Annotated in this window: 25 protein-coding genes; 15 read left to right on the top strand and 10 right to left on the bottom strand. The window is 68.8% G+C overall.

What is annotated here, in order from left to right; all coding sequences use genetic code 11:
* Positions 1 to 276: 276 nt before the first annotated feature.
* From MKL20_RS26150 to MKL20_RS26140, 3 genes are all read left to right on the top strand, one after another.
* Positions 277 to 2025: a pyrroloquinoline quinone-dependent dehydrogenase gene (locus MKL20_RS26150; RefSeq protein WP_244039105.1), complete on the top strand. Its 1749-nt coding sequence runs from the start codon at positions 277 to 279 to the stop codon at positions 2023 to 2025.
* Between the two features lie 59 nt (positions 2026 to 2084).
* Positions 2085 to 2519 (top strand): acyl-CoA thioesterase, encoded by a 435-nt coding sequence (locus MKL20_RS26145; RefSeq protein WP_244039104.1) that lies wholly within the window; start codon positions 2085 to 2087, stop codon positions 2517 to 2519.
* A gap of 222 nt (positions 2520 to 2741) precedes the next feature.
* On the top strand, positions 2742 to 3011 hold the full coding sequence (locus MKL20_RS26140; protein WP_244039103.1) for a hypothetical protein: 270 nt from the start codon (positions 2742 to 2744) through the stop codon (positions 3009 to 3011).
* 157 nt (positions 3012 to 3168) lie between these two features.
* Here MKL20_RS26140 and MKL20_RS26135 read toward each other — a convergent pair whose 3' ends face one another.
* The gene (locus tag MKL20_RS26135) at positions 3169 to 4494 is read right to left on the bottom strand and encodes an O-antigen ligase family protein (protein ID WP_244039102.1); all 1326 of its coding nucleotides are present in this window, start codon (positions 4492 to 4494) and stop codon (positions 3169 to 3171) included.
* Positions 4495 to 5069: 575 nt separating this feature from the next.
* Here MKL20_RS26135 and MKL20_RS26130 point away from each other — a divergent pair.
* A complete protein-coding gene (locus tag MKL20_RS26130; RefSeq protein WP_244039101.1) occupies positions 5070 to 6089 on the top strand; it encodes a zinc-dependent alcohol dehydrogenase family protein in 1020 nt (339 codons plus the stop codon).
* An 8-nt stretch (positions 6090 to 6097) separates the two neighbouring features.
* Here the strand turns inward: MKL20_RS26130 and MKL20_RS26125 are convergent, their stop codons facing one another.
* On the bottom strand, positions 6098 to 7000 hold the full coding sequence (locus MKL20_RS26125; protein ID WP_244039100.1) for an alpha/beta hydrolase: 903 nt from the start codon (positions 6998 to 7000) through the stop codon (positions 6098 to 6100).
* Between the two features lie 83 nt (positions 7001 to 7083).
* Positions 7084 to 8007 carry a lytic transglycosylase domain-containing protein gene (locus MKL20_RS26120; protein WP_244039099.1) on the bottom strand — a complete coding sequence of 308 codons (924 nt, stop codon included), beginning with the start codon at positions 8005 to 8007 and terminating at the stop codon, positions 7084 to 7086.
* A gap of 457 nt (positions 8008 to 8464) precedes the next feature.
* Between MKL20_RS26120 and MKL20_RS26115 the strand changes: the two genes are divergently transcribed.
* Genes MKL20_RS26115 through MKL20_RS26105 form a run of 3 tightly spaced genes read left to right on the top strand, consistent with a single transcriptional unit; the run spans position 8465 to position 10976 of the window.
* Positions 8465 to 10060, top strand: coding sequence for a flavin monoamine oxidase family protein (locus MKL20_RS26115; RefSeq protein WP_244039098.1), 1596 nt, complete (start codon positions 8465 to 8467; stop codon positions 10058 to 10060).
* Positions 10057 to 10482 (top strand): c-type cytochrome, encoded by a 426-nt coding sequence (locus MKL20_RS26110; RefSeq protein WP_244039097.1) that lies wholly within the window; start codon positions 10057 to 10059, stop codon positions 10480 to 10482. Before MKL20_RS26115 ends, MKL20_RS26110 begins: the two co-directional genes overlap by 4 nt.
* Positions 10479 to 10976 carry a RidA family protein gene (locus MKL20_RS26105; protein WP_244039096.1) on the top strand — a complete coding sequence of 166 codons (498 nt, stop codon included), beginning with the start codon at positions 10479 to 10481 and terminating at the stop codon, positions 10974 to 10976. The genes MKL20_RS26110 and MKL20_RS26105 overlap by 4 nt, the downstream gene beginning before the upstream one ends.
* 684 nt (positions 10977 to 11660) lie before the next feature.
* Here the strand turns inward: MKL20_RS26105 and MKL20_RS26100 are convergent.
* Positions 11661 to 12236, bottom strand: a complete 576-nt coding sequence (locus MKL20_RS26100) for a TetR/AcrR family transcriptional regulator (protein WP_244039095.1) — start codon at positions 12234 to 12236, stop codon at positions 11661 to 11663.
* 113 nt (positions 12237 to 12349) lie between these two features.
* On the opposite strand from MKL20_RS26100, the gene MKL20_RS26095 reads away from it, so the two are divergent.
* Positions 12350 to 13048, top strand: coding sequence for a glutathione S-transferase family protein (locus MKL20_RS26095; RefSeq protein ID WP_244039094.1), 699 nt, complete (start codon positions 12350 to 12352; stop codon positions 13046 to 13048).
* Between the two features lie 58 nt (positions 13049 to 13106).
* The gene (locus MKL20_RS26090) at positions 13107 to 13481 is read left to right on the top strand and encodes a tautomerase family protein (protein WP_244039093.1); all 375 of its coding nucleotides are present in this window, start codon (positions 13107 to 13109) and stop codon (positions 13479 to 13481) included.
* Positions 13482 to 13650: 169 nt separating this feature from the next.
* On the opposite strand, the gene MKL20_RS26085 is transcribed toward MKL20_RS26090, so the two are convergent.
* Positions 13651 to 15036: a CoA transferase gene (locus tag MKL20_RS26085; protein WP_244039092.1), complete on the bottom strand. Its 1386-nt coding sequence runs from the start codon at positions 15034 to 15036 to the stop codon at positions 13651 to 13653.
* 86 nt (positions 15037 to 15122) lie between these two features.
* Between MKL20_RS26085 and MKL20_RS26080 the strand changes: the two genes are divergently transcribed.
* From MKL20_RS26080 to MKL20_RS26060, 5 genes are all read left to right on the top strand, one after another.
* A complete protein-coding gene (locus MKL20_RS26080; protein WP_244039091.1) occupies positions 15123 to 16760 on the top strand; it encodes an ABC transporter ATP-binding protein in 1638 nt (545 codons plus the stop codon).
* A 2-nt stretch (positions 16761 to 16762) separates the two neighbouring features.
* Positions 16763 to 17983, top strand: coding sequence for a phosphopentomutase (locus tag MKL20_RS26075; RefSeq protein ID WP_244039090.1), 1221 nt, complete (start codon positions 16763 to 16765; stop codon positions 17981 to 17983).
* An 11-nt stretch (positions 17984 to 17994) separates the two neighbouring features.
* A complete protein-coding gene (locus MKL20_RS26070) occupies positions 17995 to 18186 on the top strand; it encodes a DUF1192 domain-containing protein (protein ID WP_243942499.1) in 192 nt (63 codons plus the stop codon).
* Positions 18187 to 18190: 4 nt separating this feature from the next.
* Positions 18191 to 19483 (top strand): leucine-rich repeat-containing protein kinase family protein, encoded by a 1293-nt coding sequence (locus MKL20_RS26065; RefSeq protein WP_244039089.1) that lies wholly within the window; start codon positions 18191 to 18193, stop codon positions 19481 to 19483.
* Between the two features lie 167 nt (positions 19484 to 19650).
* Positions 19651 to 20823, top strand: coding sequence for an acyltransferase family protein (locus tag MKL20_RS26060; protein ID WP_244039088.1), 1173 nt, complete (start codon positions 19651 to 19653; stop codon positions 20821 to 20823).
* A gap of 47 nt (positions 20824 to 20870) precedes the next feature.
* Here MKL20_RS26060 and MKL20_RS26055 read toward each other — a convergent pair whose 3' ends face one another.
* Positions 20871 to 21311: an Lrp/AsnC family transcriptional regulator gene (locus MKL20_RS26055; RefSeq protein WP_244039087.1), complete on the bottom strand. Its 441-nt coding sequence runs from the start codon at positions 21309 to 21311 to the stop codon at positions 20871 to 20873.
* Between the two features lie 138 nt (positions 21312 to 21449).
* On the opposite strand from MKL20_RS26055, the gene MKL20_RS26050 reads away from it, so the two are divergent.
* Positions 21450 to 22349, top strand: a complete 900-nt coding sequence (locus tag MKL20_RS26050) for a DMT family transporter (RefSeq protein WP_244039086.1) — start codon at positions 21450 to 21452, stop codon at positions 22347 to 22349.
* 21 nt (positions 22350 to 22370) lie between these two features.
* Here the strand turns inward: MKL20_RS26050 and MKL20_RS26045 are convergent, their stop codons facing one another.
* From MKL20_RS26045 to fliL, 4 genes are read right to left on the bottom strand one after another with little or no spacing between them, the layout of a single operon-like run.
* Positions 22371 to 23225: a MotE family protein gene (locus MKL20_RS26045; RefSeq protein ID WP_244039085.1), complete on the bottom strand. Its 855-nt coding sequence runs from the start codon at positions 23223 to 23225 to the stop codon at positions 22371 to 22373.
* Positions 23222 to 23725, bottom strand: a complete 504-nt coding sequence (locus MKL20_RS26040) for a DUF6468 domain-containing protein (protein WP_244039084.1) — start codon at positions 23723 to 23725, stop codon at positions 23222 to 23224. Before MKL20_RS26040 ends, MKL20_RS26045 begins: the two co-directional genes overlap by 4 nt.
* 15 nt (positions 23726 to 23740) lie before the next feature.
* A complete protein-coding gene (gene fliM / locus MKL20_RS26035; RefSeq protein WP_409566926.1) occupies positions 23741 to 24955 on the bottom strand; it encodes a flagellar motor switch protein FliM in 1215 nt (404 codons plus the stop codon).
* 55 nt (positions 24956 to 25010) lie between these two features.
* The gene (gene fliL, locus MKL20_RS26030; protein ID WP_244039083.1) at positions 25011 to 25586 is read right to left on the bottom strand and encodes a flagellar basal body-associated protein FliL; all 576 of its coding nucleotides are present in this window, start codon (positions 25584 to 25586) and stop codon (positions 25011 to 25013) included.
* Positions 25587 to 25603 lie beyond the last annotated feature (17 nt).

Here is a 25603-nt window from a genome sequence, read left to right as displayed (position 1 = left end):
AGCATAGACCCTTGGTGCGGGCTGTCGATCTCTTTTGCGAATGGGATGATGTGCCCGGATCATGAGCCGGTCACTTATCCGAAGCTTTCAAGGAGATCTCAACGAGCCGAATCGAGACGGCGGTGGCAACCCCAAGGCGAGCTGAAACCGCAGGTGGCGGCAATTCCTGCTGAGTTCGCCACGGCCATGCAGCGCCGGAGGCAGCGCGTTGTGTTCGCGAGCGGTGCATATGAGTGAACAGAGAACCAACCAACAAGAGGAAACGCCATACCGCCCATGACCGGATTTCGCCCCGCGCTGATCGCCCTCGCGACCCTCCTGCCACTCCCGGCCATCGCCGCCGAGACCCCTTGGCCGGCCTTCGGGCACGACCACAGCAACCGCAACTTCTCCGACCTCACTGAGATCGACCGCGCCAGCGTCGGCCGGCTGCGGCCGGCCTGGATGTTCCAGACCGGGGTGACGGGCTATTTCCAAGCGCAGCCCGTGATGGTCGACGGCACGCTCTACATTTCGACGACCCAGAACAACGTCGCGGCGCTCGAGGCCCGCACCGGCCGGCCGCTCTGGACCTACGTGCACAAGGCCCGCACGGAAAAGATCTTCGGGCCGCCCTCGAACCGTGGGCTCGCGGTGTCGGAGGGCCTCGTGTTCGAGGCGACCATGGACGGGCGGCTGATCGCGCTGGACGCCAAGACCGGCCGGGTGGTCTGGGACAAGGAGGCGGTGCGCCCAGAGGAGGGCGAGAGCGAGACCGCCTCGGACCTCACCGCCAAGCTCGGCGGCAAGGCGGTGCAGGGGTCGAGCCGGCTCGGCTTCAAGATGCCGCCTCTGGTGGCCGAAGGGCTGGTGATCGTCGGCGTCACGGGCGCGGGCTACGGCCTGCATGTCGAGGACGAGGCCGGCGGGCTCGATGGTGGCGCCGTAGTCGGGATCGAAGGCGGCTACGGACGGCGCGGCTGGCTCGCGGCCTACGATGCCAAGACCGGCGCGGAGCGCTGGCGCTGGTACGTCACCCCGTCGGAGGGCTGGGAGGGCGGCTTCGTCGCGCAGACCGTGGACGGCGTGCCGCTCCAGCGGGACATCGCCGCCGAGAAGGCGGCGGCGCCGGCCAATCGCGAGGCGTGGCGGGTCGGCGGCGGCTCGCTCTGGATGACCCCGGCCTACGACCCGGATCTCGGCCTGATCTTCCTCGGCACCGGCAACCCAGCGCCGCAGAATTTCGGCCTCTCGCGCCCGGGGGACAACCTCTACACGATGTGCCTCGTGGCGCTCGACGTCCGCACCGGGCAGTTGCGCTGGTATTCCCAGCAGGTGCCGCATGACGAGTGGGGCTACGACGTCGCCGCGCCGCCGTTCCTGCTCGACGGGCCGAACGGCACCAAGGCGGTGGCCTCGGCCAGCAAGACCGGCTGGATCTACGTCCACGACCGCGCGACGGGGAAGCTGCTCGAACGCTCGGCCCCGCTGATCGAGCAAAAGAACCTGTTCGCGCCGCCGACCCCGCAGGGCACCGTGGTGGCGCCGGGGCCGCTCGGCGCCGTCTCGTGGCCGCCCACCGCCTATGACGGGCGCCTCGCCTACGTGCAGGTCCGCCACGGGGCGACGACCTACACGGTCAAGACCGTGCCGGCCGCTGGAGACCGGCCGGAGATCCGCTACACCGAGACCGGCGAGGCGAAGGGCGAGCCGTCCTTCAGCACCCTCACCGCGGTCGACCTCACGGACGGCGGCAAGATCGCCTGGACGATGCGCTCGGGCAGCCGGCTCTCCGGCGGCACCCTGGCGACGGCAAGTGGCCTCGTCTTCTCCGGCGAGGAGGATGGCCATCTCGACGCCCACGATTCCCGCGACGGCACGCTGCTCTGGCGCTTCCAGTGCGGCGCCGGCATCAGCGGCCCGGCCATGACCTACGCGCTCGACGGCAAGCAGTACCTGGCGGTGGCCGCGGGCGGCGCATCCTTCACCAAGGCGGCCGGGTTCGGCACCGGCGACGCACTGCTGGTCTTCGCGCTGCCCGATTGACGCCCGCCGAGCTTGACTGGAGGAGTTCCAGCCTTTGGCGGCGGGGATTCGTCCGGACCATGACGCAGGAACAGGGCAGGGACGGCGCGGCTGCGGACGCGCAGCCGACCCACCGCGGGGCGCCGGTGATCCGCACCATCGCGATGCCGGCCGATACCAACCCGGCCGGCGACATTTTTGGCGGCTGGCTGATGGCCCAGATGGACCTCGCGGCCGGCAACGTCGCGGCCCGGCGCTCGCGCGGGCGCTGCGCCACGATCGCGGTGGACGCGATCACCTTCCACCACCCGGTCTTCGTGGGCGACGAGGTCAGCCTCTATGCCTGGCTGATCAAGGTCGGGCGCTCGTCCCTGCGCATCCAGGTCGAGGTCTGGCGGCGGGAGCGGGCGAGCGAGACCACCATGAAGGTCACCGAGGCGACCTTCACCTTCGTGGCGATCGGCGAGGACCGCCGCCCGCGGCCGGTGCCGCCGGAGGCGGGCGGCGGGATGTGAGCGGCGGCCTTGCGCGCATCGAGAAGCCGTCAACGTAGGCGCCGCGTCAGATCAGGTGCGAGCCTGTCGGCGTGCGTCTGATCAGCGTTCCCCATCTTGGTGGTCTGCTACGCACGGTGTGTGTCAGTCTGCTCTCGAAGGGCGGACGCGTCGCATCGGACATCACGGGGCGGGCATCGTCGATGGTGTCGTGCTACCATCGGGTTCGGTCAGGAGCGGCAAATGAATCTGGTCACTCCTCACGATGTCCTGTCAGCCTACGCCCAGGCCAAGATCAGCTCGGACGTTGCGATCTCGTCGCTCGGCTTGAACGGGTTTCGCGACCTGATCATCGCGATGGCCGATGCGGGACACCGGCTCCCGCGCCCGGCCGAGGCGGAGACCGAGGCTCAGGTGGATTCGGCGATGCCGCTGCTGCTTTCTGTTCTCGATGACGGCCGTGGCGATACGCAGGATTGGACGGAAGACTACGACCGTCAGGCTGGTCTTTGATCGGTCATTCTGTTCTCGACTGCTGGCATCCGCGGAAGCGGCAACGCCCTGACTGTCCCGAGACCGGGCCTGTCAGCGCCTCGGGGGCGTTCTGGCGACATCAACACGCCCAGATGGATTAGAATCAGACGGCACGGAACCGAGCGAACCGCCCGCCTCACCCCCGTGCGATCGCATACCGCGTCCGCAACCGCAGCCCGAACACCGCCATCATGAACATGCAGCAGGTGGCGTTGTTGCCGTTGTAGAGGACGGTCTCGAACGAGGCCGAGACGAGCCCCAAAAACCACAGGCGCAGGAACAGCAGCGTCTCCGCGTCGAGCCCCCGGCCGCCGGCGACGCGCTGCAGGTCGCGCACCGGGGCCAGCACGAAGACCCAGATGGTAAGCACCAGGAACGGGAAGCCGCCGATCAGCGCCGTGTCGAGATAGGCGTTGTGCGAGTGGTTGGCGGTGTTGACCCAGGTCAGCTCCTCGGAGCCGCCATACATGGTCCGCTCGGTCATCCAGAAGGCGCCGATGCCCCAGCCCCGCCAGGGGCGGACCAGGATGTTGTCGAGGGCGAATTGCCAGATCTCGCTGCGGCCCGTGAAGGTCGCGTCGGTGAGCAGCGCGCCGATCGCGTCCTGGATCGCCGGGACCAGGATCGAGCCGATCGAGATCAGCGAGAACCCGACGATCGGCCCGAGCAGCAGCAGGCCGCGCAGGGCGCCGCCGGTGAAGATCCGGCACAGGCCGGTGACGGCGAGGATCACCGGCAGCAACAGGATCGCGGTCTTGGAGCCGCTCGCCACCAAGAGGCCGACGGCCAGGAGCACGATGCTCCAGCCGAGCACGCGGCTCGCCGCGGAGGCCACGTAGAGGCCGACGATCACCAGGATCACCATGGCGGCCCCGGCCTCGTTCTTCTGCGGGAAAATGCCCCGCCACAGGCCCGGATGGCTCGGATCGGAATTCACGTCGAAGGCCGAGTGGATCGCCAGATCCGGCACCAGGGCCACGGCGAGGTAGGACGACACCAGGATCACCAGGGCCGACCAGGCCATCGTCAACGCCAGCTGCCGGGGCGACCGGGCGACCAGCAGGACGCCGGCGGACAGCATCGCCGCGATGGCGAACAGGGCGAGCCGCCGCAGCGACAGGCTGGGCTCGACCGACAGGAGCGCGGTGACCCCGAGCCAGGCAGCGCAGAGCATCAGCGGCCAAGTCGCGAGCGGGCGCAGGTGGCGAAAGCCGATCCGGTGGAGCGCCGCCGCCATGCCGAGCCCGGCCGCCACGAACAGCACCTGGGTCAGCAGGCTGCCATCCTCGGAGGCCGCCAGCGACGACCGGTCGGACAGGTCCTTGAGCCAGACGTGGTTCCACAGCAGGACGAACACCGCCCCGTTCAGGAGCACACGCAGGACATCCGGCACGTCGCGCCCGGCCGCGCCATGCCGGGCGTTTTCAGCCGGGATCCCGATCGCCGCGTCCGCCGAAGCCATGCCGTTCCACCGCAGGGGCCGCGTGATGCGGCGTTGATCATTGTAGCGGGTGTGGTCGCCGGGGCGATGGGTCGACCGACGGTTGCACGGGTGGATTTGGCGATAACCTTAGCGGGGTGGTACGGCCCTGGCGCTTCGGAGCGGATCACGCATCCCGAGGATCGGAGCGTGTCACGAACGCCCAAGCTCCCTCCCTGTCATTCCGGGGCGCCGCAGGCGAGCCCGGAATCCAGAGCCGCCGACGGTGCAAGATCTTGTTCGACCTATGGTTCTGGATTCCGGGCTCCGCTTCGCGGCCCCGGAATGACAGAGCGGTTTATTCGGCTGGCGTCCCTTCGCTGACCGAAAAATAGCTCCAAGCAACCGCCGTTTTCCGAAAACGAACTCACTCGCGCGATTGCCGCGACCCTTTGGCCTGATAACCTAAGCTCGTTTCCGCGCCGCCGTCACTGCGAAGCGCAGCCACCGCCGATCCTGCAACCAACACGGCGGCATCGCGTCTACAGACGCTCCCGAGCGGGCCGGCTCCCGTTGCGGCACGCCCAGCCACGCGCAAAAAGAAAAACAGGTGCACCATGACCCAATCGGCATCCCGGGCGGTCATCGTCCAGCCCGGCGGCGGTTTCGACAAGGTGGGGTTCGGCGAGCGCCCCGTCGCGGAGCCGGGACCCGGCGAAATCACCGTGCGCCTGCGCGCGAGCTCGCTGAACTATCACGATTACGCCGTGGTCAGCGGCCTGTGGGGGCCGAGCGAGCCGCGGGTGCCGATGTCCGACGGCGCCGGCGAGGTCGAGGCGCTGGGTCCGGGAGTGGACGGGTTCGCGGTGGGCGACCGGGTCGTCAGCACGTTCTTCCCCACGTGGCTGGAAGGTGTGCCGCTGGTCGAGGGCTTCGCCACGGTGCCGGGCGACGGGGTCGACGGCTACGCCCGCGAGCGGGTTACGGCGCCGGCCACCGCCTTCACCCACGCCCCCCGGGGCTGGGACCACGCCGAGGCCGCGACCTTGACCACGGCAGCGCTGACCGCGTGGCGCGCGCTCCACGCCGATGCCGGGCTCAAGAGCGGCGACGTGGTGCTTGTGCAGGGCACCGGCGGCGTGTCGCTGTTCGCGCTGCAATTCGCCAAGGCGGCGGGCGCGACGGTGATCGCGACCTCATCGAGCGACGCGAAGCTCGAGCGCATGCGCGGCCTCGGGGCCGACCACCTGATCAACTACCGCGCCGATCCGGCCTGGGGCGCGACCGCAAGGCGGCTGACCGACGGGCGCGGGGTCGACCACGTGCTCGATGTCGGCGGCCCGGGCACGCTGGAACAGTCGATGGAAGCGGTGCGCGTCGCCGGCCACATCTCGGTGATCGGGATCCTGACGGGCGTGGCCGGTCCGCTGCCGCTGGTCCCGGCGCTGATCCGCCAGATCCGACTCCAGGGCGTGCTGGTCGGCAGCCGCCGCCATCAGATCGCGATGATCCGCGGCATCGAGGCCTGCGGCCTGCGTCCGGTCGTCGACAGGATCTACCCGCTGGCCGAGATCGTGGACGCCTTCCGGCACCAGGAGAGCAACCGCCATTTCGGCAAGATCTGCATCCAGATCTGAGGGGTCTCTTACCGCCGCATCGTGTACTGCGACCGCCCGGCGGCCTGGCGCATCAGGAACGAGGCCATCTCGGCGAGTTCAGGAGCCTTGGAGCGGAAGGTCACCGAGAGGGCGAGCAGCGTGTCCTTGTGGTCGAGCCCGGCATAGACCCGCTCCTGCACCGGCACGTGGGCGGCGCGCAGCTTGGCGGCGAGGCTCACCGTGTGCCGGGGCTTCACCACCGTGTCGGCCTCGCCGGTGGCCAGGAAGGTCGGGGGCGAGAGCGGGCCCGCGAAGGTCATCGGCTGGGTGAGCGGCAGGTCGGGGGCCTGCCCGAACACCTTGGTCGTGGTGTCCTGGTCGAGGGGCAGGAAGTCGTAGGGGCCGGACAGGCCGGCCACCGCCTTGATCACTTTGGGATCGACCCCGGCGGCGTTGAGGTAGCGCGGGTCGAGCCCGAGCATCACGGCGTTGTAGGCCCCGGCCGAATGGCCGGCCAGGACGATCCGGCGCGGGTCGCCGCCATAGGTCGCGATGTTGTCGCGCACCCAGGCCAGCGCCGCGGCGCCGTCCTCGAGGAAGCCCGGGAAGGCCGTCTCCGGGAAGAGCCGGTAATCCGGCAGCACCGTCACGAAGCCCTGGGCGGCGAGCGCGTGGCCGACGAAGGCGTAGTCGTCCTTGGAGCCGCTCTGCCAGGAGCCGCCGTAGAAGAACACCAGCACCGGCGCCCGCTCGGCCGCCACGGTGGGGACGTAGACATCGAGCCGCCGCCGCTTCCCCTCGCCGAAGGCCTGGTCGCGCACTGCCAGGCGGCCGCCGGCATCCCGCGGGCCGATCGCGTCGAACAGGGTCAGCGGCGAGGCGGCGCTGAAGCCGAAAGCCGCGAGCCCAAGGCCGAGAAGGCTGGCAAACGCGATGAGGAGCCGTGTCATATCCCGTCCGGTTGCCCTGATTGGCCCATTCAAGGCGCCGCTCGGGGCGGATTGATGACGGGAGCGGGGCGACAGGTAAAAAATCAGGTCCTCAGCACGATGCAGGCGCCCCCGACCTTGCGGATCCGGCCGCACAGGTCGTCGGCGGCCTGCCGGCTCTGGGCGGGGAGGCGGATCCGGTAGAAGGCGCGGGTGCCGCGGTTGCGCAGGCGGGTGCCGATGATCATCGGCCGCGCCTCGCCGATCACCCCGGCATAGGCGGTCCGGGTCCGGTTGAAGCTCTGCAGGGCCAGCGCCTTGGAGAAGTTCCCGGCGAGCTGGATGCCCCAGGGCGCCGCCGGCCCCTCGTTGGGCCCGATGGCGAACCGGTCGCCGCGGGACGGGATGCGCAGGCTGGCGGTGACCTGCAGGCAGGTCACCGGCGCCTCCGGCTTGGCATCGGGCTTGGCCTCGGGCTTGGCTTTGGCCTCCGGCGCCCCGCCCTCGGGATAGGTGATCGCGGCCGCATTGCCGCCCCGCCAATCCTCGGCCGGCGCCCCCGTGATGGCGGCGACGTAGGCGCGGGTCTCGGCGGGCAGGCCGCCATCGCCGGAAAGCCATTTGCTCACCCGGGCGGCCCCGCCGTTATAGGCGGCGGCCGCGAGCCCGAGATTGCCGAACTGGGTCTTGAGGTCGGCCAGCAGGTGGGCGGCGTGCGGGATCGCCTGCTCGGGATCGAACGGATCGAGCAGGCCACGCTCCCGCGCCGTACCGGGCATGAACTGCGCGACGCCCTGCGCGCCGGCCGAGCTCACCACGCCGACGCGAAAACTGCTCTCGCGCCAGATCAGCCGGGTCAGGAACGGCACCGGCAGCCCCCGCGCCTTGGCGGAGTCGTCGATGAGGCGGCAGAGCGCCTGCTCGACGGTCTCGGTCGCGCCCTCGGACGGGGCCGCGGCGGCCGGTCTGGCGAGGAGGAGCGGGAGGAGGGCGAGGAGGGCGCCGAGGCGCAGGCGGGGGGCGATCACGCAACCGCTTGTAGCGGGGCGCACCGGGGGATCAATCCGTACGGTTGGGGGGTGATGTCGCGCCGGGCACCGCCGGCCCGCGTCGTGAGCCCGAAGCCTGTCCCAATCTCTCGCCTCATCCTGAGGCGTGAGCGCAGCGAGCCTCGAAGGAGCCCTCCAGGGATCGCGCGTCTGGCTGGAGGCCTCCTTCGAGGCTTCCGCTACGCTTCGGCGCCTCAGGATGAGGGCGCAGATGGGAAAGACGAGCTCGGACAGCGCTCAGAGAATCCGAAGCAAGTCCGCCGACAAAGATGATGTCGTAAAGCCTTATGTCCGTCTAAGTTGCAAAATTGCGAGCGCATTCCCGCGTCTCGATCGTTCGACAACAGCGCTTCATCGGCACGACCTCACGCTTGGCCTTGGACTTGCTTTGACAGCAAGATCCTTGATGCATCCGGATCGGGAGACGGGACGCGAGATGACAAAAGAACCGGGGTTCAGTCGGCGCAAACTGATCGCCATGGTCGGCGCCGCGGCCGGGAGCGCGGCCGCCTATCAGGTCATGACCAGCCTCGGGTTCGCCGAGGAATCGCCCTACCGCGGGCCGATCCGGCTCGACGGCGACCCGAAGGGCGCCTCGGTGCTGATCCTGGGGGCCGGGCTTGCCGGCATGACCGCGGCGCTGGAGCTGCACCGGGCCGGGTACCGGGTGCAGATCCTCGAGTACAACACCCGCGCCGGCGGCCGGAATTGGTCGCTGCGCGGCGGCGACACCTACACGGAGCTGGGCGGCGCCACGCAGCGGTGCGAATTCGACGCCGGGCTCTACCTCAATCCCGGCCCCTGGCGGATTCCCTACCACCACCACGGCGTGCTCGATTACTGCCGCCGGCTCGGGGTCGCCCTGGAGCCGTTCATCCAGCTCAACCACAACGCCTTCGTGCACAGCACGACGGGCTTCGGCGGCAAGCCGCAGCGGATCCGCACGGTCAAGACCGATTTCGACGGCGCCACCGCCGAACTGCTGGCGAAGGCGACCCGCAAGGGCGCGCTGGACGCGCAGGTCTCCAAGGAGGATCAGGAGATCCTGATCGAGGCGCTGCGCGCGCTCGGCGGTCTCGACAAGGACCTCGCCTATCGCGCCGGACCGACCGCCTCGGAGTTCCGTGGCTTCGCCCACGATCCCGGCGGCGGGCTCTCGGCGCGCCCGGTCGACGGCGAGCCGATGGCGCTGCACGACATCCTGACCTCGCGGCTCTGGCGCGGCCTGGAGAATTTTCTGCTGTACGAGTTCCAGACCACGATGTTCCAGCCGGTCGGCGGCATGGGCCGGATCGGCGAGGCCTTCGCCCGCGCCCTGCCGCCGGACACGATCCGGTACGGCGCCAAGGTCACGGACATCGCCCAGGATGCCCACGGCGTCACGGCGACCTACCAGGACCTCGGCCAGGGCGGCGCGGTGCGGCAGGCCCATGCGGATTGGTGCGTCTGCGCCCTGCCGCTGACGGTGCTGAGCCAGATCTCCACCCAGGTCGGCCCCAAGATGAAGGCCGCCATCGACGCCGTGCCCTACGCCTCCTCGGTGAAGATCGGCCTGCAGTTCAAGCGGCGGTTCTGGGAGGAGGACGAGCACATCTTCGGCGGCATCTCCTACACCGACCTGCCGATCCGCCAGATCGCCTATCCCGCGACCGGCTACAATGCCGGCGGCAAGGGCGTGCTGCTCGGCGCCTATACCTGGAACGGGCCGAACTCCTACGAATTCACGGCGCTCAGCCCCGCCGAGCGGGTGCGCCGGGCGGTGGCCTACGGCAGCCAGATCCACCCGCAATACCGCACCGAGTTCGAGACCGGGATCGCGGTGGCCTGGCACCGGGTGCCGTTCACGCTGGGCTGCGCCGGCGACTGGACCGACGAGGCCCGGGCCGAACACTACGACAACCTCTGTGCGATCGACGGGCGGATCATGCTGGCCGGTGAGCACGCCTCGTACATCCCGGCCTGGCAGGAGGGCGCGATCCTCTCGGCGCTCGACGCGGTCACGCGGCTTCACAAGAGGGTCCTGGCGGCATGACTGTTTTTGCGATCACCCGAACCCTCGCGCTGTTCCTCGCCACGGGCGTCGGCGCCGCCGCGCAGGAGCACGCCATCCATGCGGCCCTGCCGTCGGCCGGCCCCGCGATGAGCGAGGGCAAAACCTTCACCGAGGCCGGGGGCGAGGCGCTCTACGCCCAGGTCTGCGCCGCCTGCCATCAGGCGGGCGGGGAGGGCGCGGTCGGCGCGGCCGCCTATCCGGCGCTCAGGCACAACGAAAAACTCGCCAGCGCCGGCTATCCCGTCACGGTGCTGCTGTACGGCCTGCGCGGCATGCCCCCGCTCGGGCGCATGATGAGCGACACCCAGGTGGCGGAGGTGGTGAACTACGTCCGCACCCATTTCGACAACCCGTACGGCGACGCGGTCGCCCCCGAGGATGTGAAGGCGGCACGGCCATGATCGGACGAACCTGGATTTCCGCAACCCTCGCGCTGGCGCTGGCGGCCGGCCCGGCGCTCGCCGAGGACATCACCCGGCATCCGATCCCGGGCTCGGACTTCCCGATCTCGGAGGCGGTCGAGGTGCCGGCCGGGCACGCGACCGTCTATCTCAGCGGCTTCGGGCCTTCGGTGACCAACCCCAACGCAGAAAAAAATTCTTTGGCCTCCTTTGGCGATACCCGCGCCCAGACCGCCTCGACCCTGGCCTCCATCGAGGCGGCCTTGAAGCGTCGGAACCTGTCGCTGCGCGACGTGGTGAAGATGACGGTGTTTCTGGTCGGCGATCCGGCCAAGGGCGGCCGCCTGGACTTCGCCGGCCTGATGGAGGCCTACCGCGAACAGTTCGGCACCGCGGCCCAACCGAACCTGCCGACCCGCTCGGCCGTCCAGGTCGCGGCGCTCGCCAATCCCGGCTGGCTGGTGGAGATCGAGGTCACCGCCGTGCGGCCGTGACCGGGGGCTGCGCGGACCTGCGAACAAGCACCACGTCATCCCGGGGCCGCGCAGCGATGCCTGGGATGACACCGTTTCGGGCCGGATCACGCGTCCGCTCGGCCCGCTCCGTCATCGCGAGCGCAGCGAAGCGACCCAGGGACACGCCATGGTCTGAGATCGCGCGCCGCCCTGGTTTGCTTCGCTCCGCTCGCAATGACGCTGTCGGGCGCCCTGAAGCGTTCGTTCGGAACAAATTTAAGAGACCCCAAACCCTTTGGCGCCCTGGCGCCTGAGCCGTCCGACCCACGTCCTCATCCTAAGACGTGAGCGCAGCGAGCCTCGAAGGCGCCCTCCAGCCGGCCGCGCGCTCCCTGGGGGGCTCCTTCGAGGCCCCCGCTGCCCGCCGCCACCTCAGATGACGGGGTGGGTGGGAGAGCCGCATGCCGGCTCAGGTTGGATCACGACGCCGAACGGCACAGCTTCCGTCGCCGGCGGCCGGTCCTATCCCGTGCCGCTCGGTTTTTTGGGGGGGCTTAGCGCGTCCCCTGTCGATGTGGCTTACCCGGCAGCTGGTACACCGCTGGTCGGAGGTAGGTGGTCTAAACCGGGCCATTGGCGCGATCCGCGAAGGGTGGATTTCTGCCGGTCCGCTTATGGTCGGCCCTGCATGGAAGCGGACCTCGTCTACGGACGCGCTTTTCATTAGTTCGGCAGCAGTCCCGCCTCTTGATAGCTCCTGATCAACGAGTCGAACAGGTTTATGTCCGAACGGCTTCGAGCGATGATCTGAGCTCCGGCTACAGCAGCATAGATGGCACGAGCTCTCGTCTCGCTGTCTTTTGGCTGAACCAGCTTTGCTGCAACCAACTGCTCGCGAAGCCAAGCCGTGTTCACGTCGGCGAAGGCCTGAACCTCCTTCAAGACCTGCTCGGGCAACGCGTCATATTCTGCCGCCATGAAGCTGCTGAGGCACATGCGGTTGTTGCGTTCCAGGGATAGGCGGAAGATGCCGGGGTACTGCCGCAAAGCTTCCGTCGGGCTTTCAGTCCTGGTCGAAAGGGCTTCAAGATCGCGAGCGATGTCCTCCCAATAGCGGCGCGCAACTGCTTCACCGAGGAGGGCCTTGTTGGCGAAGTAGTAGTTGATGCTTGCGGCCTTGATGCCGACGGCCTCCGCAAGGTCGCGGAAATTGATGCCACCGTAGCCATAGGCCATCGCGGCTTCCCTCGCAGCCGCGAGGATCGCCTCCCGCACATCCCTCTTCAACGTCGCCGCCATTCTCAACCTCCACCTGTCATATGGCAGACAGGGGTTGACGGGACAAGATGTCCTCCTTAGCTTGGTGTCTGTCATATGACAGACAGGCAGCGCTCTACGAAATCGAGATGACGATGTCCGACAAGCTCAAGCTCTTCACCTCTCCCTCGGCCTTCCCGAACCCGCAGCGCCTGCGGATCTTCATGCACGAGAAGGGCATCGCCGATCACTTCGACGAGACGGTCTACGACATGTCACCGGTGGGCGAGCAGCGAGGATGGAAGCACCTGAAGATGAACGCTTGGGGCGAGACACCGACCCTCGCGCTCGGCGAGGGCTCTTATCTCAGTGAGACCTCTGCCATCGCCCGCTACCTCGACGACGCGTTCGAAGGCCGCAAGATCATGGGCGGGACGGCGCACGAGCGCGGCCTCGATCAGATGTGGGACAACCGAGTGTGGGTGCACATCCTCTATCCCATCGTCACCGCCTTCCATGTGCTGCATCAGGGTCTGGGCCCGAAGCTCGAACTGACCAGCAATCCGGCTTGGGGCGAGCATTCCCGCAAGGTGGCACTGGCGCATGCCGGTCTCGTCGACCGGCATCTCGCCGACGGCCGCGAGTGGCTGCTGGGCGGCGAGATGCCGACGTTCTCGGACATCACGTTGGCGACGGCGATCGCCTTCTCCAAGTTCCCGGTCAACGCCACTCCGCTCGACGAGCGCTTCGAACATCTCGACGCATTTTGGCAGCGCTGGCAGACCCGGCCAACCTTTATCGCTGCCTATGCCGACCGGAGCAGTGGCGTACCGGAGATCGACAACCGCACCTGAGCGTCCAGCGGACTGTCCCGCCGGCCGTCTAACCGCAATCCTGCCCGAGGAGATCATCATGCCTTTTGCACGTATCGATCTGATCCAGGGGAAGCCGCCCGAGTACCGCGCCGCCGTGGCGGACATCGTCTATCGGGGCATAGTCGACGTCCTCGAAGCGCCCGATGGCGACCGCTTTGTAGTGGTTGGCGAGCACACACCCGACAATCTTATATATGATCCACAATTTCTTGGCTTCAGCCGGTCACCAGATTTCATCTTGATCCAGGTGACCAGCACCGTCGGCAATAAAAAGGACACCAAGTTCGCTTTCTATCGCTTCGTTGCCGACGAGCTGAAATCGAAAATAGGCGTCCGCCCAGACGATATCATGATCAACATGGTCTTTGTCGACAAGGAGGATTGGTCGTTCGGTGACGGTCAGCCGTGGTGACGACCTCTGACATCACCTCGATCTGAAGCCGCAGGACCGCCAACGAATGACCGGTTTGGAGAAGCGCCGACGGCTGTCGTGACGACTGCAACGGGTCGAGAGCAGACGGCACCGACCGGCAACCCGCCTGCGCCGTCCGCCCAATCTGGTTACCTTTCAAACCCGAATCCTACCGCGGGCCGACCCCTGGCTGCACCGCCCAGGCCGGCGCATCGTCCCCGAGACGGCGCGCAGCCCGGTCCCAGCGCATCGCGGTCCCGGCCACCGTGAGCGGCGGTCGCAGGCGCCGAGCCGGCCCCCAGGAGGTCGCCTCGACCTCCGGGGCGAGATCCTCCGGGGTCTCGGGGGTGAGCGCAGGCTCCGGCTCGGCCGGGCCGGCGGCGATCAGGAGCGCTGCTGTCCGGGCGAGCGACAGGCGCGCTTGGCCGCCGGTGCCGTCCCGGAGCCGCCGGGCCAGCAGCCGGAGCACGGCCGCCGCCATGAGGTAGCCGGTGGCGTGGTCGAGGGCCTGGACCGGGAGCGGTACCGGCACCTCGGCCTGCCGCCAGGCCTGGCCGGCCTCGGCGAGGCCGCAGCTCATCTGCACCAGGCTGTCGAAGCCGCGCCGGCCGGCCCAGGGGCCGGTCCAGCCATAGGCGTCGAGCGACACGTCGATCAGGCCCGGGGCCAGGGCGCGGCGCGCCTCCGGGCCGTAGCCGAGCCCGTCGAGGGCGCCGGGGCGGTAGCCGTGGACCAGCACGTCCGCCCCCGCCAGCAGAGCCTCGAAGGTCGCGCGGTCGGCCACCCGGCGGAGGTCGAGGCGGGAACAGGTTTTTCCCAGCGTCACCTCGGGCTCGATGGCCGGCTCGGTCCAGTCGGGTGAATCGATCCGCAGCACGTCCGCCCCGAACCCGGCGAGGAACCGGGTCGCCACGGGGCCGGCCAGAACCCGGGTCAGGTCGAGCACCCGTAGGCCGGCGAGCGGCCGCTCCGGCCGGGGGTGCCAGCGCGACGCGGTCCGCTCAGAAGTGGGGGTGAACGCGACCAGGGGTTCTTCGGCCACCGCCCGGCCCTGGGGATGGGCCGCCCAGGCGTCGAGCCCGCGCATCTCGGCGGCGCAACCGCCCTCGGCCAGGATTGCCGCCTCCAGCCCCGCCTTGTCCCAGCCGGCCACGGCTTGCGCCATGCCGGCCCGGTCGCCTTGCGCGCCGAGCACCCGCTCGGCCGCCGCCCGGTGGTGCGGGGCGTTGGTGTGGAGCCGGATCCATCCGTCCCGAGTCCGGTAATCGCCGGCCACCGGATCCCAGGGCGCCGGCACCCGCCACCCGACCGGCCGCAGCGAGGTCGCGAACCAGACCGAGGCGAGTCGCCGGTCCACCGTGATCGGCCCGTCGCCGCCCGCAACTTCCGCAAGAGCCAAGCCCGCCACTGCAATCGAGGCCGCGGCGAGGTCGGTGACCTGGAAACAGGAGGGGAGGGCGCCGGTGCCGGTGATGCGAAGAGACGGGGACGCCCGCGAAGAGTCTTCGACGGGAAGCCGGGTCTGCGCGGCCAATTCTTCGACGAGATCGGGCATGGCGAATCCCCGGGTTGCGGGTGGCGCGCATCATCGCGCATCCCGGTCCGGGTAGGCTAGGGTCCCGGCCGCGCTATAAGGGTCCCATGTCCGAGGCCGAAACCCCGCCGCTCCTGTCCGTCGAGGGCCTGTCCATCGCCTTCCGATCCCGGGAGGGCGAGACGGCGGCGGTCGATTCGATCGGCTTCACCATCCGCCGGGGCGAGACGGTGGCGCTGGTCGGTGAATCGGGCTCCGGCAAGTCGGTGACCGCCCTGGCGATCCTGAGACTGCTCGACGGCGCGGCCCGCCAGAGTGGAAAAATCCTGTTCAAGGGCAGGGACTTGGCGAGCCTGCCGGAGCGCCAGATGCGCGATGTGCGCGGCGCCGACATCACCATGGTTTTCCAGGAGCCGATGACCTCGCTCAACCCGCTCCACACGATCGAGCGGCAGATCGGCGAAGTGCTGGGCCTGCACCGGGGCCTGTCCGGCAAGGCCGCGCGCAAGCGAATTCTCGAGCTGCTGGACCTGGTTGGCCTGCGCGACGCCGAGCGCCGGATGGGCGCCTACCCGCACGAGCTCTCCGGCGGCCAGCGCCAGCGGGTGATGATCGCCATGGCGCTCGCCTGCGAACCGGACCTGCTGGTCGCCGACGAGCCGACCACCGCCCTCGATGTGACGGTGCAGGCGCAGATCCTGGCGCTGCTGGCCGACCTGCAGAAGCGGCTCGGCATGGCGCTGCTGTTCATCACCCACGATCTCGGCATCGTCGAGCGGATCGCCGATCGGGTCTGCGTGATGCTGAAAGGCAAGATCGTCGAGGCCGGCGAGACCCGGTCGGTCTTCGCCAACCCGCAGCACGCCTACACCCGCCGCCTGATCGCCTCGGAGCCGAAGGGCCGGGCCAACCCGGTCCCGGCCGATGCGCCGACGCTGGTGGAGGCCGGGCCGCTCAAGGTCTGGTTTCCGCTAAAATCGGGAGCGCTCCGGCGCGTCACCGGCCACGTCAAGGCGGTGGACGGGGTCTCGCTCAAGGTACGGGCCGGCGAAACCGTTGGCGTCGTTGGCGAATCCGGATCGGGCAAGACCACGCTCGGCCTCGCCCTGCTGCGGCTCACCGGCTCGGAGGGACCGATCGTGTTCCTCGGAAAACCCATCGACGGCTTCACCGTGGCGCAGATGCGGCCGCTTCGCCGGGACATGCAGGTGGTCTTCCAGGACCCCTACGGCTCGCTCTCGCCGCGCATGTCGGTGGCCGATATCGTCGCCGAAGGGTTGATCGTGCAGGGCGCGGCGCGCTCCCGGGCGGAGCGCCGGGCAGTGGTGTCGAAGGCGCTCACCGATGTCGGCCTCGACCCGGCCGCCATGGACCGCTACCCGCACGAATTCTCCGGCGGCCAGCGCCAGCGCATCGCCATCGCCCGGGCCATGGTGCTCGACCCCCGCTTCGTCGTGCTCGACGAGCCGACCTCGGCGCTGGACCGCTCGGTGCAGGCGCAGATCGTGACGCTTCTGCGCGACCTGCAGCGCACGCGCGGCCTCGCCTACCTGTTCATCAGCCACGACCTGAAGGTGGTCCGGGCGCTCGCGAACTACGTGGTGGTGATGCAGAACGGCCGGGTGGTCGAGGAAGGCCCCGCCGAGACGATTTTTTCCGATCCGCAGACACCCTATACAAAGGCGCTGTTCAAGGCCGCCTTCGCCCTCGACAGCGATGTCGCCGCCGAGCTGGAGCCCGCCTGATCGTGGCCCGCGCCCTCCTCATCGTGCTCGATTCCGTCGGCATCGGCGGCGCCCCGGATGCCGCCGCCTACGGCGATGCCGGGTCCGACACGCTGGGCCACATCGCCGAGGCCTGCGCGATCGGGCGTGGCGACCGGGCCGGCCTGCGTGCCGGCCCCCTGCGCCTGCCCCATCTGGCCGAGCTCGGGCTCGGCCTCGCCGCCGCCGGGGCCTCCGGCCGGATCCCGCCGAACCTCGCGCCTCAGGGGGATCCCCGCGGCGCCTACGGCCATGCCGTGGAGATGGCCGCCGGCAAGGACACACCGTCCGGCCATTGGGAGATTGCCGGCCTGCCGCTGCCCGAGCCCTGGGGCCATTTTCCGGACACGCAGCCGGCTTTCCCGCCCGCCCTGGTCGAAGCGCTGATCGCCGAGGGCGGCCTGCCCGGTATTCTGGGGGATCGGCACGCGCCGGGCGTCGCCATCATCGACGAACTCGGCGCCGAGCACGTCCGGACGGCCAAGCCGATCTGCTACACTTCAGCCGACAGCGTCTTTCAGATCGCCGCCCACGAGGAGACGTTCGGGCTGGAGCGGCTCTACGACCTGTGCCGCGTGGCGCGCCGGCTCTGCGACCCCTACCGGGTCTGCCGGGTCATCGCCCGACCGTTCCTGGGCTCGGCGGAGGCGGGCTTCCGCCGCACCGGCAACCGCAAGGATTTTGCGGTGGCGCCCCCCGGCCGCACCCTGCTCGACCGGGCCGAGGCCGAGGGCCGGGCGGTGGTCAGCGTCGGCAAGATCGGCGACATCTTCGCCCATCGCGCCACCGGCCACGAGATCAAGCCCGGCGCCAACGCCGCCTGCCTGCAGGCCGGGCTCGACGCTTTGGCCGACCTGCCCGAGGGCGGCTTGGTCTTCGTCAACCTGGTGGATTTCGACACGGAGCACGGCCATCGCCGGGACGTGCCGGGCTACGCTGCCGAGCTGGAGGCGTTCGACACACGCGTTCCCGCGATCCTGGCGGCACTCAAGCCCGGCGACCTCGCGGTGATCACCGCCGACCACGGCAACGATCCGACCTGGACGGGGACCGACCATACCCGCGAGCAGGTGCCGGTCCTGGCCTTCGGCCCCGGAATCGCCCCCGGGGCGATCGGCCGGCGGGACACGTTCGCCGATATCGGCGCCACCCTGGCGGGCCATCTCGGGCTCCCCTGGGACGGCGCCGGCCGCGTATTCCTGTAAGGAGCCGCGCCATGCGAGACGACGACGACCGGCCGCGCAAGGCTGTCGCCCACGAGATCGGGCAGCCCCTCGATACGCTGTCGCTCTCCGACCTCGACGCGCGCATCGCGCTGCTGCGGGAGGAGATCGCCCGCATCGAGGCGGCGCGGGCGGCCAAGCAAGCGGCGCAGGGCGCGGCCGACGCCTTCTTCAAGCGGGGCTGACACCTTGGACCGAACCAAAACCCTCGCCGCCCTGCGGCGCGGCGATCTTGTGGGCGCACGGGAGCTGCGGCTGCCCGACGGGCTCGCCGAATTTCCCCGCGCGATCTTTGGCCTCGCCGACACCCTGGAGGTGCTGGATCTCGGCCGGGGCGGCTTCACCGACCTGCCGGATGATCTCGGCCGCCTGAACCACCTGCGGGTGCTGTTCGCCTCCGGTAACCGGTTCGAGCGCCTGCCGCCGGTCCTGGGCGATTGCCCGACGCTCAGCCAGCTCGGCTTCCGCGGCTGCGGCATCCAGGAGGTGCCGGGGGAGGCGCTGCCGCGCGACCTGCGCTGGCTCACCCTCACCGACAACGCGATCGAGACCCTGCCGGACGCCCTCGGCGAGCGCCCGCTGCTGCAGAAGCTGATGCTGGCGGGCAACCGGATCGCGCGCCTGCCCCAGAGCCTCGCCGGTGCGAACAATCTCGAGCTGATCCGCCTGTCCTGCAACCGGCTCGACGCCCTGCCGCCCTGGCTGGCGCGCCTGCCGCGCCTCGCCTGGATTTCCTATGCGGGTAATCCCGCCGAGCCCGTCACGGAGCCTACCCCGTCGACGCCCGTGCCATGGTCGGCGCTGGAGGTCGGCGACCTGCTCGGGGAGGGGGCCTCGGGCCGGGTCCACCGGGCGCTCTGGCGCGGACCGTCCGGCCCGCAGGCGGTGGCGCTCAAGCTGTTCAAGGGCGCGATGACCAGCGACGGCCTGCCGGAGCGCGAGATGGAAGCCTGCCTCGCCGCCGGCACCCATCCGGCCCTCACCGGCGCCCTCGGCCGGCTCGTGGACCATCCCGACGGCGCGCAGGGGCTGCTGCTCCGGCTGCTGCCGGCGCAGTGGCGCGTGCTGGCCGGCCCGCCGAGCCTCGCGAGCTGCAGCCGCGATGTCTACCACCCCGCGCTCAAGCTCGACGCAGAAAAGGCCCTGCGGATCGCCCGCGCCGTGGCGGAAGCCGTGGCCCATCTGCACGGGCGCGGCCTGCTGCACGGCGATGTCTACGCCCACAACACGCTGTGGGATGCCGAGACCGGCGCAGCCGTGCTCAGCGATTTCGGCGCCGCCTCGGCGCTGCCTGCCGGTGACGAGGGCGCAGCGCTGCGGCGGATCGAGGTACGGGCCGTCGGGATCCTGCTCGGCGAGTTGCTCGACCGCTGCGACGCGGCGCCGGACGGATTGCGGGTTTTGGTGGAGGCGTGCCTGCAGGCCGATCCCGAGGGGCGACCGGGCTTGGGAGAGGTGGTCGCCGGGATCGGACAGATGTGAGATTGCGCGGCGGGGAAATTCTTAACCTGAAACATACAAAGCAGACTGCTGGCTTCAAGCGAGGCCTATTTTAAGTTGATTTTATGAATTCAGCATCATGCTGCAGATCCCGGCAAGCTTTGGCATTCCAGTTCAAAGTTTGACGCAGGGTAAGACATTTCCGTACAATGAGCCCGATCAGACTCGGCGAGAGTACACTATTGGGACAGAGACTTCAGCAACTGGATGGCCTACGAGGCGTCGCGGCCATCAGCGTCGTCGCCTTTCACATCCTGTCGGCTTTTAGCCCGGAGCTGGTCGCGGAACAGGAACAAAACACCGCCTGGATCGCATACACGCCCCTCTCCGTCTTCTGGAACGGAACGTTCGCCGTTTCGATTTTCTTTGTCTTGAGCGGGTTCGTGGTGACCCATGCCACGCTGCGAAAATCCGATCCTCTCTGGATCGATGCGGGCATTCGGTATTTGCGGCTTGCCATCCCGGCAACGGTCAGCGCGCTTATAGGCTGGTTGCTGCTCAGCTTGTACCCGACCTCGGCTACGGAAGCGTCATCCCTTTCGATGAGCCCATGGCTGCGATGGACATATCAAGACGTCATTCCAGGGCCGATTTCTGCCGTCTACGATGGCTTGCTCGATATCTTTCTGTCCGGAGGCTCGTTCTTCAACAATGCCCTCTGGACCATGCGGCCGGAATTACTCGGCTCGTTCGCATGCTTCGCAGTATGCCTATTCAAAACCGCCCATGTCAGGCTATGTTTCACGTTCTTTCTTGCATTAGTCGTCATCATTGCTGGAAAGTACGAATATGAATGCTTTGTCCTGGGCATCGTCTTACGCGAAGCTTGGGCTTCAGGCCGCCTCCCGACTGTGTTCCCCATCTCCGCACTGATCGTGGGACTGATCCTCGGCTCGCAAAGTATTGCGTCGATGAAATTGCTCGGTCTCGATTGGCTGCCGACCGCCTTCACACCCCAATTCCGCGGCGGGCTGCTCTACCCGATTGCGGCTGTGCTCGTGGTCTACGGCTGCATGCGCTCAGGTCCGATTGCCGCTGCCCTTTCAGGGCGGACCGGAGAATTTCTCGGTGCGATCTCGTTCCCGCTCTATCTCATTCACGTGCCGCTTTTATGCACGCTCGTTGCCGATCTTTACCTTACCTTGTCTGGAAGACCGATCCTGTTTTCCTTTGCGCTCGCACTCTTCAGTGTCCTCATGATCATTGTGGCCTACGCCATCGAAAGGTGGCTGGAGCGGCCATTCTTGAGACTTCTGAGTGGGCTGAGATCCGCTCTTCGAGCGAAGAGCGGACATGAGGCTGTGATGCGCGCCTCCGCTTAGAGCGCTCGCCCGCCGACGAAGTGGATACCGCTTCGGCGGCGAGCGCTCTAGCGATCCAACGGCAGCAGACGCCGGCGGACTGGTTGGGCCTTCACGATGGCGGTGTTGGTTTCAGCTTTGTCGGCGATGCGGTCCAGTATCCCGTCGAGATCGCCGATCGTGCGCACGTGGAGCCGCGCGAAGAAACAATCTTCGCCCGTCACCTTATCGCATTCCACGATTTCGGGCAGGTCCTCGATCAGCCGCTGAACCACGTGGAGCTTTCCGGGCAGCGGACGGATGCGCACCAACGCCTGAAGCGAATAGCCGAGCGCGGCCGGATCGATGTCCAGGGTGAAGCCGCGAATGACCCCGCGTTCTTCCAGGCGCTTCAGCCGTTCCGATGTGCTGGGTGAGGACAAGCCGACCCGAGCGGCCAGATCCTTCAGCGATTGGCGCGCATCGCCGGCCAGAACCGTGAGGATGCGCCGGTCGATGTCATCGAGCATGTCAGACGCCATGAGGCAGGACGGCGCTTTTGCCGAACATGCGGAGGAGAATAGCCGTTAGCGCCTCACACTACACATGGATCGCCGTCGTCCGCCACCCGACAATGGAACCGTCGGATCCAGGCAGGCGAGGGCGGCATGATCGAGACCAGAACACGCGGCGTCGTGGAGATGAGCGCCGCCATGGCGATTTCAGGGACGATCGGCCTGTTCGTCGTGATGTCGAAACAGCCGCTCGCGACTGTCGTATTCTGGCGCTGCGCGTTCGGCGCCGTGACGCTCCTGCTCATCTGCGCAGCCTTCGGCTTTCTAAGGCCCGGGCTCATCACGGGGCGCCAGTTCGCGCTCGCGGCCCTCGGAGGCGTGGCGATCGTCGCCAACTGGCTCTTCCTGTTCGCCGCCTATCCGCTCGCCTCGATCGCGATCGCGACCGCCGTCTACAACACCCAGCCGTTCATGCTGGTGGCTCTGGGCATCGTGGTGATCAAGGAGCGTCCGAGCATCGCGAAGCTGGCATGGCTCGTCCTCGCCTTCGCCGGCATGCTCGCCATCGTCGAGGCACACCCCGAATCCGGAGGCGAGGCCGGCAACTACACGCTCGGCATCGTCTTCGCGCTCACGGCCGCGTTCCTCTATGCGCTCGCCGCGATCGTCGCGAAGGCGCTGAACGGCGTGCCGCCGCATCTGATCGCGCTGATCCAGGTCGCGGTCGGCATCGTCATGCTGGCCCCATGGGCGGATGTCGCGGCGCTGCCCGGTACGGCCATCGACTGGCTCTGGCTCGTCGCGATCGGCGTGGTCCATACCGGCGTGATGTATAGCCTCCTGTACGGCGCCATCCAGAAGCTACCCACGAGCCTGACCGGCGCGCTGTCGTTCATCTATCCGATCGTCGCGATTCTGGTCGATCGCCTCGCCTTCGATCATCACCTGGCATTCATGCAGTGGCTCGGCATCGCCGCGATCCTGCTGGCCGCCGCGGGATCGACCCTCGGCTGGCGGATCGGCGCCGGCACGGCCGCGGAGGGCGCGGCCTGAGCGGGACCGGGCGTCGCCCCCTTACCGGCCTACCGGACCCGGATCGATCGCCGGCAATTCGTTCGCCGGCAGGCCCGCACCGGCCTGCGCCTGGACAGCGCCGACGCCGCGGGCGCGGTTGGCGAGCGTCACGGTCAGGCGTTCGGCCGTATCGGGCTGCATCACCGCCAGGATCTCGGACATCTTGCGGGGGTTCATGGCCAGGACGATCGGCACCAGCACGTCCTGGCCCAGGCGGTCGAACACCCGGGCGGCATCCTTCGGCTTCATCGACTCGTACATCGTGACGATGTTCTTCAGCCCCTGCTTCTCGGCCTCCTCGCGGGCCTTGGCGGCCGTATCGACTTTCTCCTCCGCCTGCTTGAGGTCGCCCAGCCCGGTCTCGAGCTTGCGCTCGGCCTCGTTGAGCATCTTCTCGCGCAGTTCCAGCTCGTCGTTCTTCTGGCGCAGCGCGTCGCGCCGGGCGCCGAGCTTTTCCAGGAGCGCGCGCTCGGTGGGCGAGCCGGAGGCCGCCTTGGCCGGATCGGGGGCGGGCATCTCCGGCGGTTTTTCCGCCGGCGCCGCGGGCGCCTCCTCCTTGGCCCCGACCGAGCCGGTGGTGACGGGGTCGGGCGGCTCGTAGCCGGTGCGCGCCCGGGCCACCGCCCGGCCGTATTCGGGCAGGGTTCCGACCCCCGGCATGCCGACCTGCGCCAGGGTGAGCAGCTTGAGCAGCAGCAGGCCGCCGGCCGCGATCGCCACGGCATCGATCAGGCGCAGCCGCACCGGCCGCACCGGCTTCAGGCGCGAGCGGCGCAGGGCCGTGGCGGCCGGGCGCGGTGCCTTCGGGACGGCTTTGGGCGCCGGCGGGATTTTTGGGGCTGGGACGCCGGTCACGCGGCGCGCGCCCGCACGCGGGCCAGGGCGCGCTCGCTCATCGCCAGGGCGGCCGCTGCGGCGGCACCGAGGCGTTCACCGTTCGGGCTCGTGGGCTCGGAGCGGACGGCGGGTAGCTCGGGCTCTGGCGCAGGCCGCGGGGCCGGCGGCGGCTCGGCCCGGACCGGCACGGCCCGCATCTGCGCGACGATCGCGCCGATGCGCATCACCACGGTTTCCCCGGCCTCGACCTGCGCGGCCAGCTCGGCGGAGCGGGCGGTGGCCGCCTCGATCCGGGTGGTGAGGGTGCGGTCGCCGTCGTCGATCGCCGAACGGAGACCCGCGATGGCGCGCTCGGCCGTGCCGGTGGCGACCATCAGGTCGCCGATGGTCTGGCGCAACGCCGCCTCGTCACCCTTGAGCTGGCTGATCCGCCGCGACAGGCGCAGGCACGTGACGATCGTGGCCGCGAGCAGGACCGCGACCAGAATGTCGGCGGCGAGCGTGACGAAGAGACTCATGATCGGGACCGCACGCTAAACATCGGAATGGCTGTTCATCGAGGCCTCGTAGGCCTGGATGGTCGTGCGCGAGCGGCGCAGGGGCCGCGTGACCTGGACGGCGATGTTGCCATCGACCTGGCCGATCCGCCCCTGGGTCAGCGCCCAGTCGCCGCAGCGCACGGCGATCAGGTCGGAGGGCTTGGCATCGAACATCAGGGTGTCGCCGACCTTGAGGCGCATCACCTGCTTGAGCGGCAGCATCATCTCGTGCAGCACCGCCTGCATGGTCACATCGGCCTGCCAGATCTCGGTGGCGAGGTGGCCCTCCCAGACGTGGTCGCGGCCGAGCTTCTCGCCCATGAAGCTCTGGGTCAGCAGCTCCCGGATCGGCTCGATGGTCGCGTAGGGAAACAGGATCTGCAGCATGCCGCCGCGCCCGTCGACGTCGAGGCGCAGGCTGATCAGGATCGCGGCATTGCCGGGCCGCGTGATGGTGGCGAAGCGCGGGTTGGTCTCGATCCGGTCGATGTCGAAGGTCACGGGCGAGAGCGGCTGGAACGACTGCTCCAGGTCGCCCAGGATGATCTCCACCAGCCGGCGCACCAGCGTCATCTCGATCGACGTGAACGGCCGGCCGTCGAGGCGGCTCGACGAGCCGCCGCGCTTGCCCCCGAGCAGGAGGTCGAAGGTCGCGTAGGCGAGGTTGGAATCGACCGTGACGAGGCCGGAATTCTCCCATTGCTCCGCGCGGAACACGCCCAGCAGGGTCGGCAGCGGGATCGCGTTGAGATAGTCGCCGAACCGCACCGAGGTGATGTTGTCCAGCGTCACCTCGACGTTGTCCTGGAACAGGTTGCGCAGGGAGGTCGACAGCAACCGGATCATCCGGTCGAAGACGATCTCCAGCATCGGCAGGCGTTCGTACTGGACGACGCCCGAGTCGACGATGGCCTGAACGCCCCCGGCCCCAGAGGCCGAGAGTTCGCGCATGGAGAAGCCGAGGACGCCGTCAATCTCGTCCTGGTTCAGCACCCGGTCGTTGCCGGCGAGCTCGGGGAGGTTGTCGCTCTCCCCGTCCTCGATCATCGTCGCCCATTCGGCGGCGACGTCTCCGGCGTTGCGCGTGGTGCCCTGCTCGGCGAGCGCCGCGCCCCATTCCTCGGCGAGCGACGTGTCGCCGCCCTCGGCGCCCTGCTCCAGAAGGGCGGCCGACCAATCGTCTTCGGGAAGTTCGTCCTCGGGTTCCATCAGGCGCGTCCGCTCAAGGCCTGGTTGGTGGCGACCGACAGGGTCATCGGTTGAGTCACTGGACGATCACGTCCTTGAACAGCACCGCCTCGACCTTGGCGGGGTAGACGGCGACATTGACCCGCCGCAGCAGCTCCTCGCGCAGCCGATAGAGGCCGACCGAGCCGGTGAGGTCGCTCACGCGCAGCTCGCGCATGTAGACCTGGAGGGTGTCCTCGATGCGCGGCATCAGGGGCTTTACCTCGTCCTCGACCCCGGAATCCTTGAGTTCGAGGGCGAGCCGCAGCTTGGCGTACTTGGCTTTCTCCTGCGGCATGTCCGGGCTGAGGTTCAGCAGCATCTCGCGCAGCTCGACGAACACGATCGGCTTCTTGCCGTCGGGGCCGACGCCCTTGGCGGCATCCCCGCCATGCCCGCCGCCACCATGCCCCCCGCCATGACCGCCGCCCCCGGCGGCCGCCTCCCTGCCTTCGGCGTTGCCGCCTTGGCCCATCATCATGAAGGCGCCCCCGCCGCCGACCACCAGCAGAGCGGCGGCGGCAGCGATAATGATGAGCTTCTTCTTGCTCTTGGGGGCGGCATCGGCGCCGGCCTCACCGTCTTCGGCGGCCTTCTTGGGCTTCTTGGCCATGGGAAATAATGCTCTAT

This window comes from Methylobacterium sp. E-066 (assembly GCF_022829635.1).
GTDB lineage: Bacteria > Pseudomonadota > Alphaproteobacteria > Rhizobiales > Beijerinckiaceae > Methylobacterium.
This window is presented reverse-complemented; position numbering and strand designations above follow the sequence as displayed.

Excerpts from the sequence above, each read along its gene's own strand:
- MKL20_RS26150 (WP_244039105.1), top strand. The coding sequence starts at position 277 with ATGACCGGATTTCGCCCCGCGCTGATCGCCCTCGCGACCCTCCTGCCA.
- MKL20_RS26145 (WP_244039104.1), top strand. The coding sequence starts at position 2,085 with ATGACGCAGGAACAGGGCAGGGACGGCGCGGCTGCGGACGCGCAGCCG.
- MKL20_RS26140 (WP_244039103.1), top strand. The coding sequence starts at position 2,742 with ATGAATCTGGTCACTCCTCACGATGTCCTGTCAGCCTACGCCCAGGCC.
- MKL20_RS26135 (WP_244039102.1), bottom strand. The coding sequence starts at position 4,494 with ATGGCTTCGGCGGACGCGGCGATCGGGATCCCGGCTGAAAACGCCCGG.
- MKL20_RS26130 (WP_244039101.1), top strand. The coding sequence starts at position 5,070 with ATGACCCAATCGGCATCCCGGGCGGTCATCGTCCAGCCCGGCGGCGGT.
- MKL20_RS26125 (WP_244039100.1), bottom strand. The coding sequence starts at position 7,000 with ATGACACGGCTCCTCATCGCGTTTGCCAGCCTTCTCGGCCTTGGGCTC.
- MKL20_RS26115 (WP_244039098.1), top strand. The coding sequence starts at position 8,465 with ATGACAAAAGAACCGGGGTTCAGTCGGCGCAAACTGATCGCCATGGTC.
- MKL20_RS26110 (WP_244039097.1), top strand. The coding sequence starts at position 10,057 with ATGACTGTTTTTGCGATCACCCGAACCCTCGCGCTGTTCCTCGCCACG.
- MKL20_RS26105 (WP_244039096.1), top strand. The coding sequence starts at position 10,479 with ATGATCGGACGAACCTGGATTTCCGCAACCCTCGCGCTGGCGCTGGCG.
- MKL20_RS26100 (WP_244039095.1), bottom strand. The coding sequence starts at position 12,236 with ATGGCGGCGACGTTGAAGAGGGATGTGCGGGAGGCGATCCTCGCGGCT.
- MKL20_RS26095 (WP_244039094.1), top strand. The coding sequence starts at position 12,350 with ATGTCCGACAAGCTCAAGCTCTTCACCTCTCCCTCGGCCTTCCCGAAC.
- MKL20_RS26090 (WP_244039093.1), top strand. The coding sequence starts at position 13,107 with ATGCCTTTTGCACGTATCGATCTGATCCAGGGGAAGCCGCCCGAGTAC.
- MKL20_RS26085 (WP_244039092.1), bottom strand. The coding sequence starts at position 15,036 with ATGCCCGATCTCGTCGAAGAATTGGCCGCGCAGACCCGGCTTCCCGTC.
- MKL20_RS26080 (WP_244039091.1), top strand. The coding sequence starts at position 15,123 with ATGTCCGAGGCCGAAACCCCGCCGCTCCTGTCCGTCGAGGGCCTGTCC.
- MKL20_RS26070 (WP_243942499.1), top strand. The coding sequence starts at position 17,995 with ATGCGAGACGACGACGACCGGCCGCGCAAGGCTGTCGCCCACGAGATC.
- MKL20_RS26060 (WP_244039088.1), top strand. The coding sequence starts at position 19,651 with ATGAGCCCGATCAGACTCGGCGAGAGTACACTATTGGGACAGAGACTT.
- MKL20_RS26055 (WP_244039087.1), bottom strand. The coding sequence starts at position 21,311 with ATGCTCGATGACATCGACCGGCGCATCCTCACGGTTCTGGCCGGCGAT.
- MKL20_RS26050 (WP_244039086.1), top strand. The coding sequence starts at position 21,450 with ATGATCGAGACCAGAACACGCGGCGTCGTGGAGATGAGCGCCGCCATG.
- MKL20_RS26040 (WP_244039084.1), bottom strand. The coding sequence starts at position 23,725 with ATGAGTCTCTTCGTCACGCTCGCCGCCGACATTCTGGTCGCGGTCCTG.
- fliM (WP_409566926.1), bottom strand. The coding sequence starts at position 24,955 with ATGGAACCCGAGGACGAACTTCCCGAAGACGATTGGTCGGCCGCCCTT.
- fliL (WP_244039083.1), bottom strand. The coding sequence starts at position 25,586 with ATGGCCAAGAAGCCCAAGAAGGCCGCCGAAGACGGTGAGGCCGGCGCC.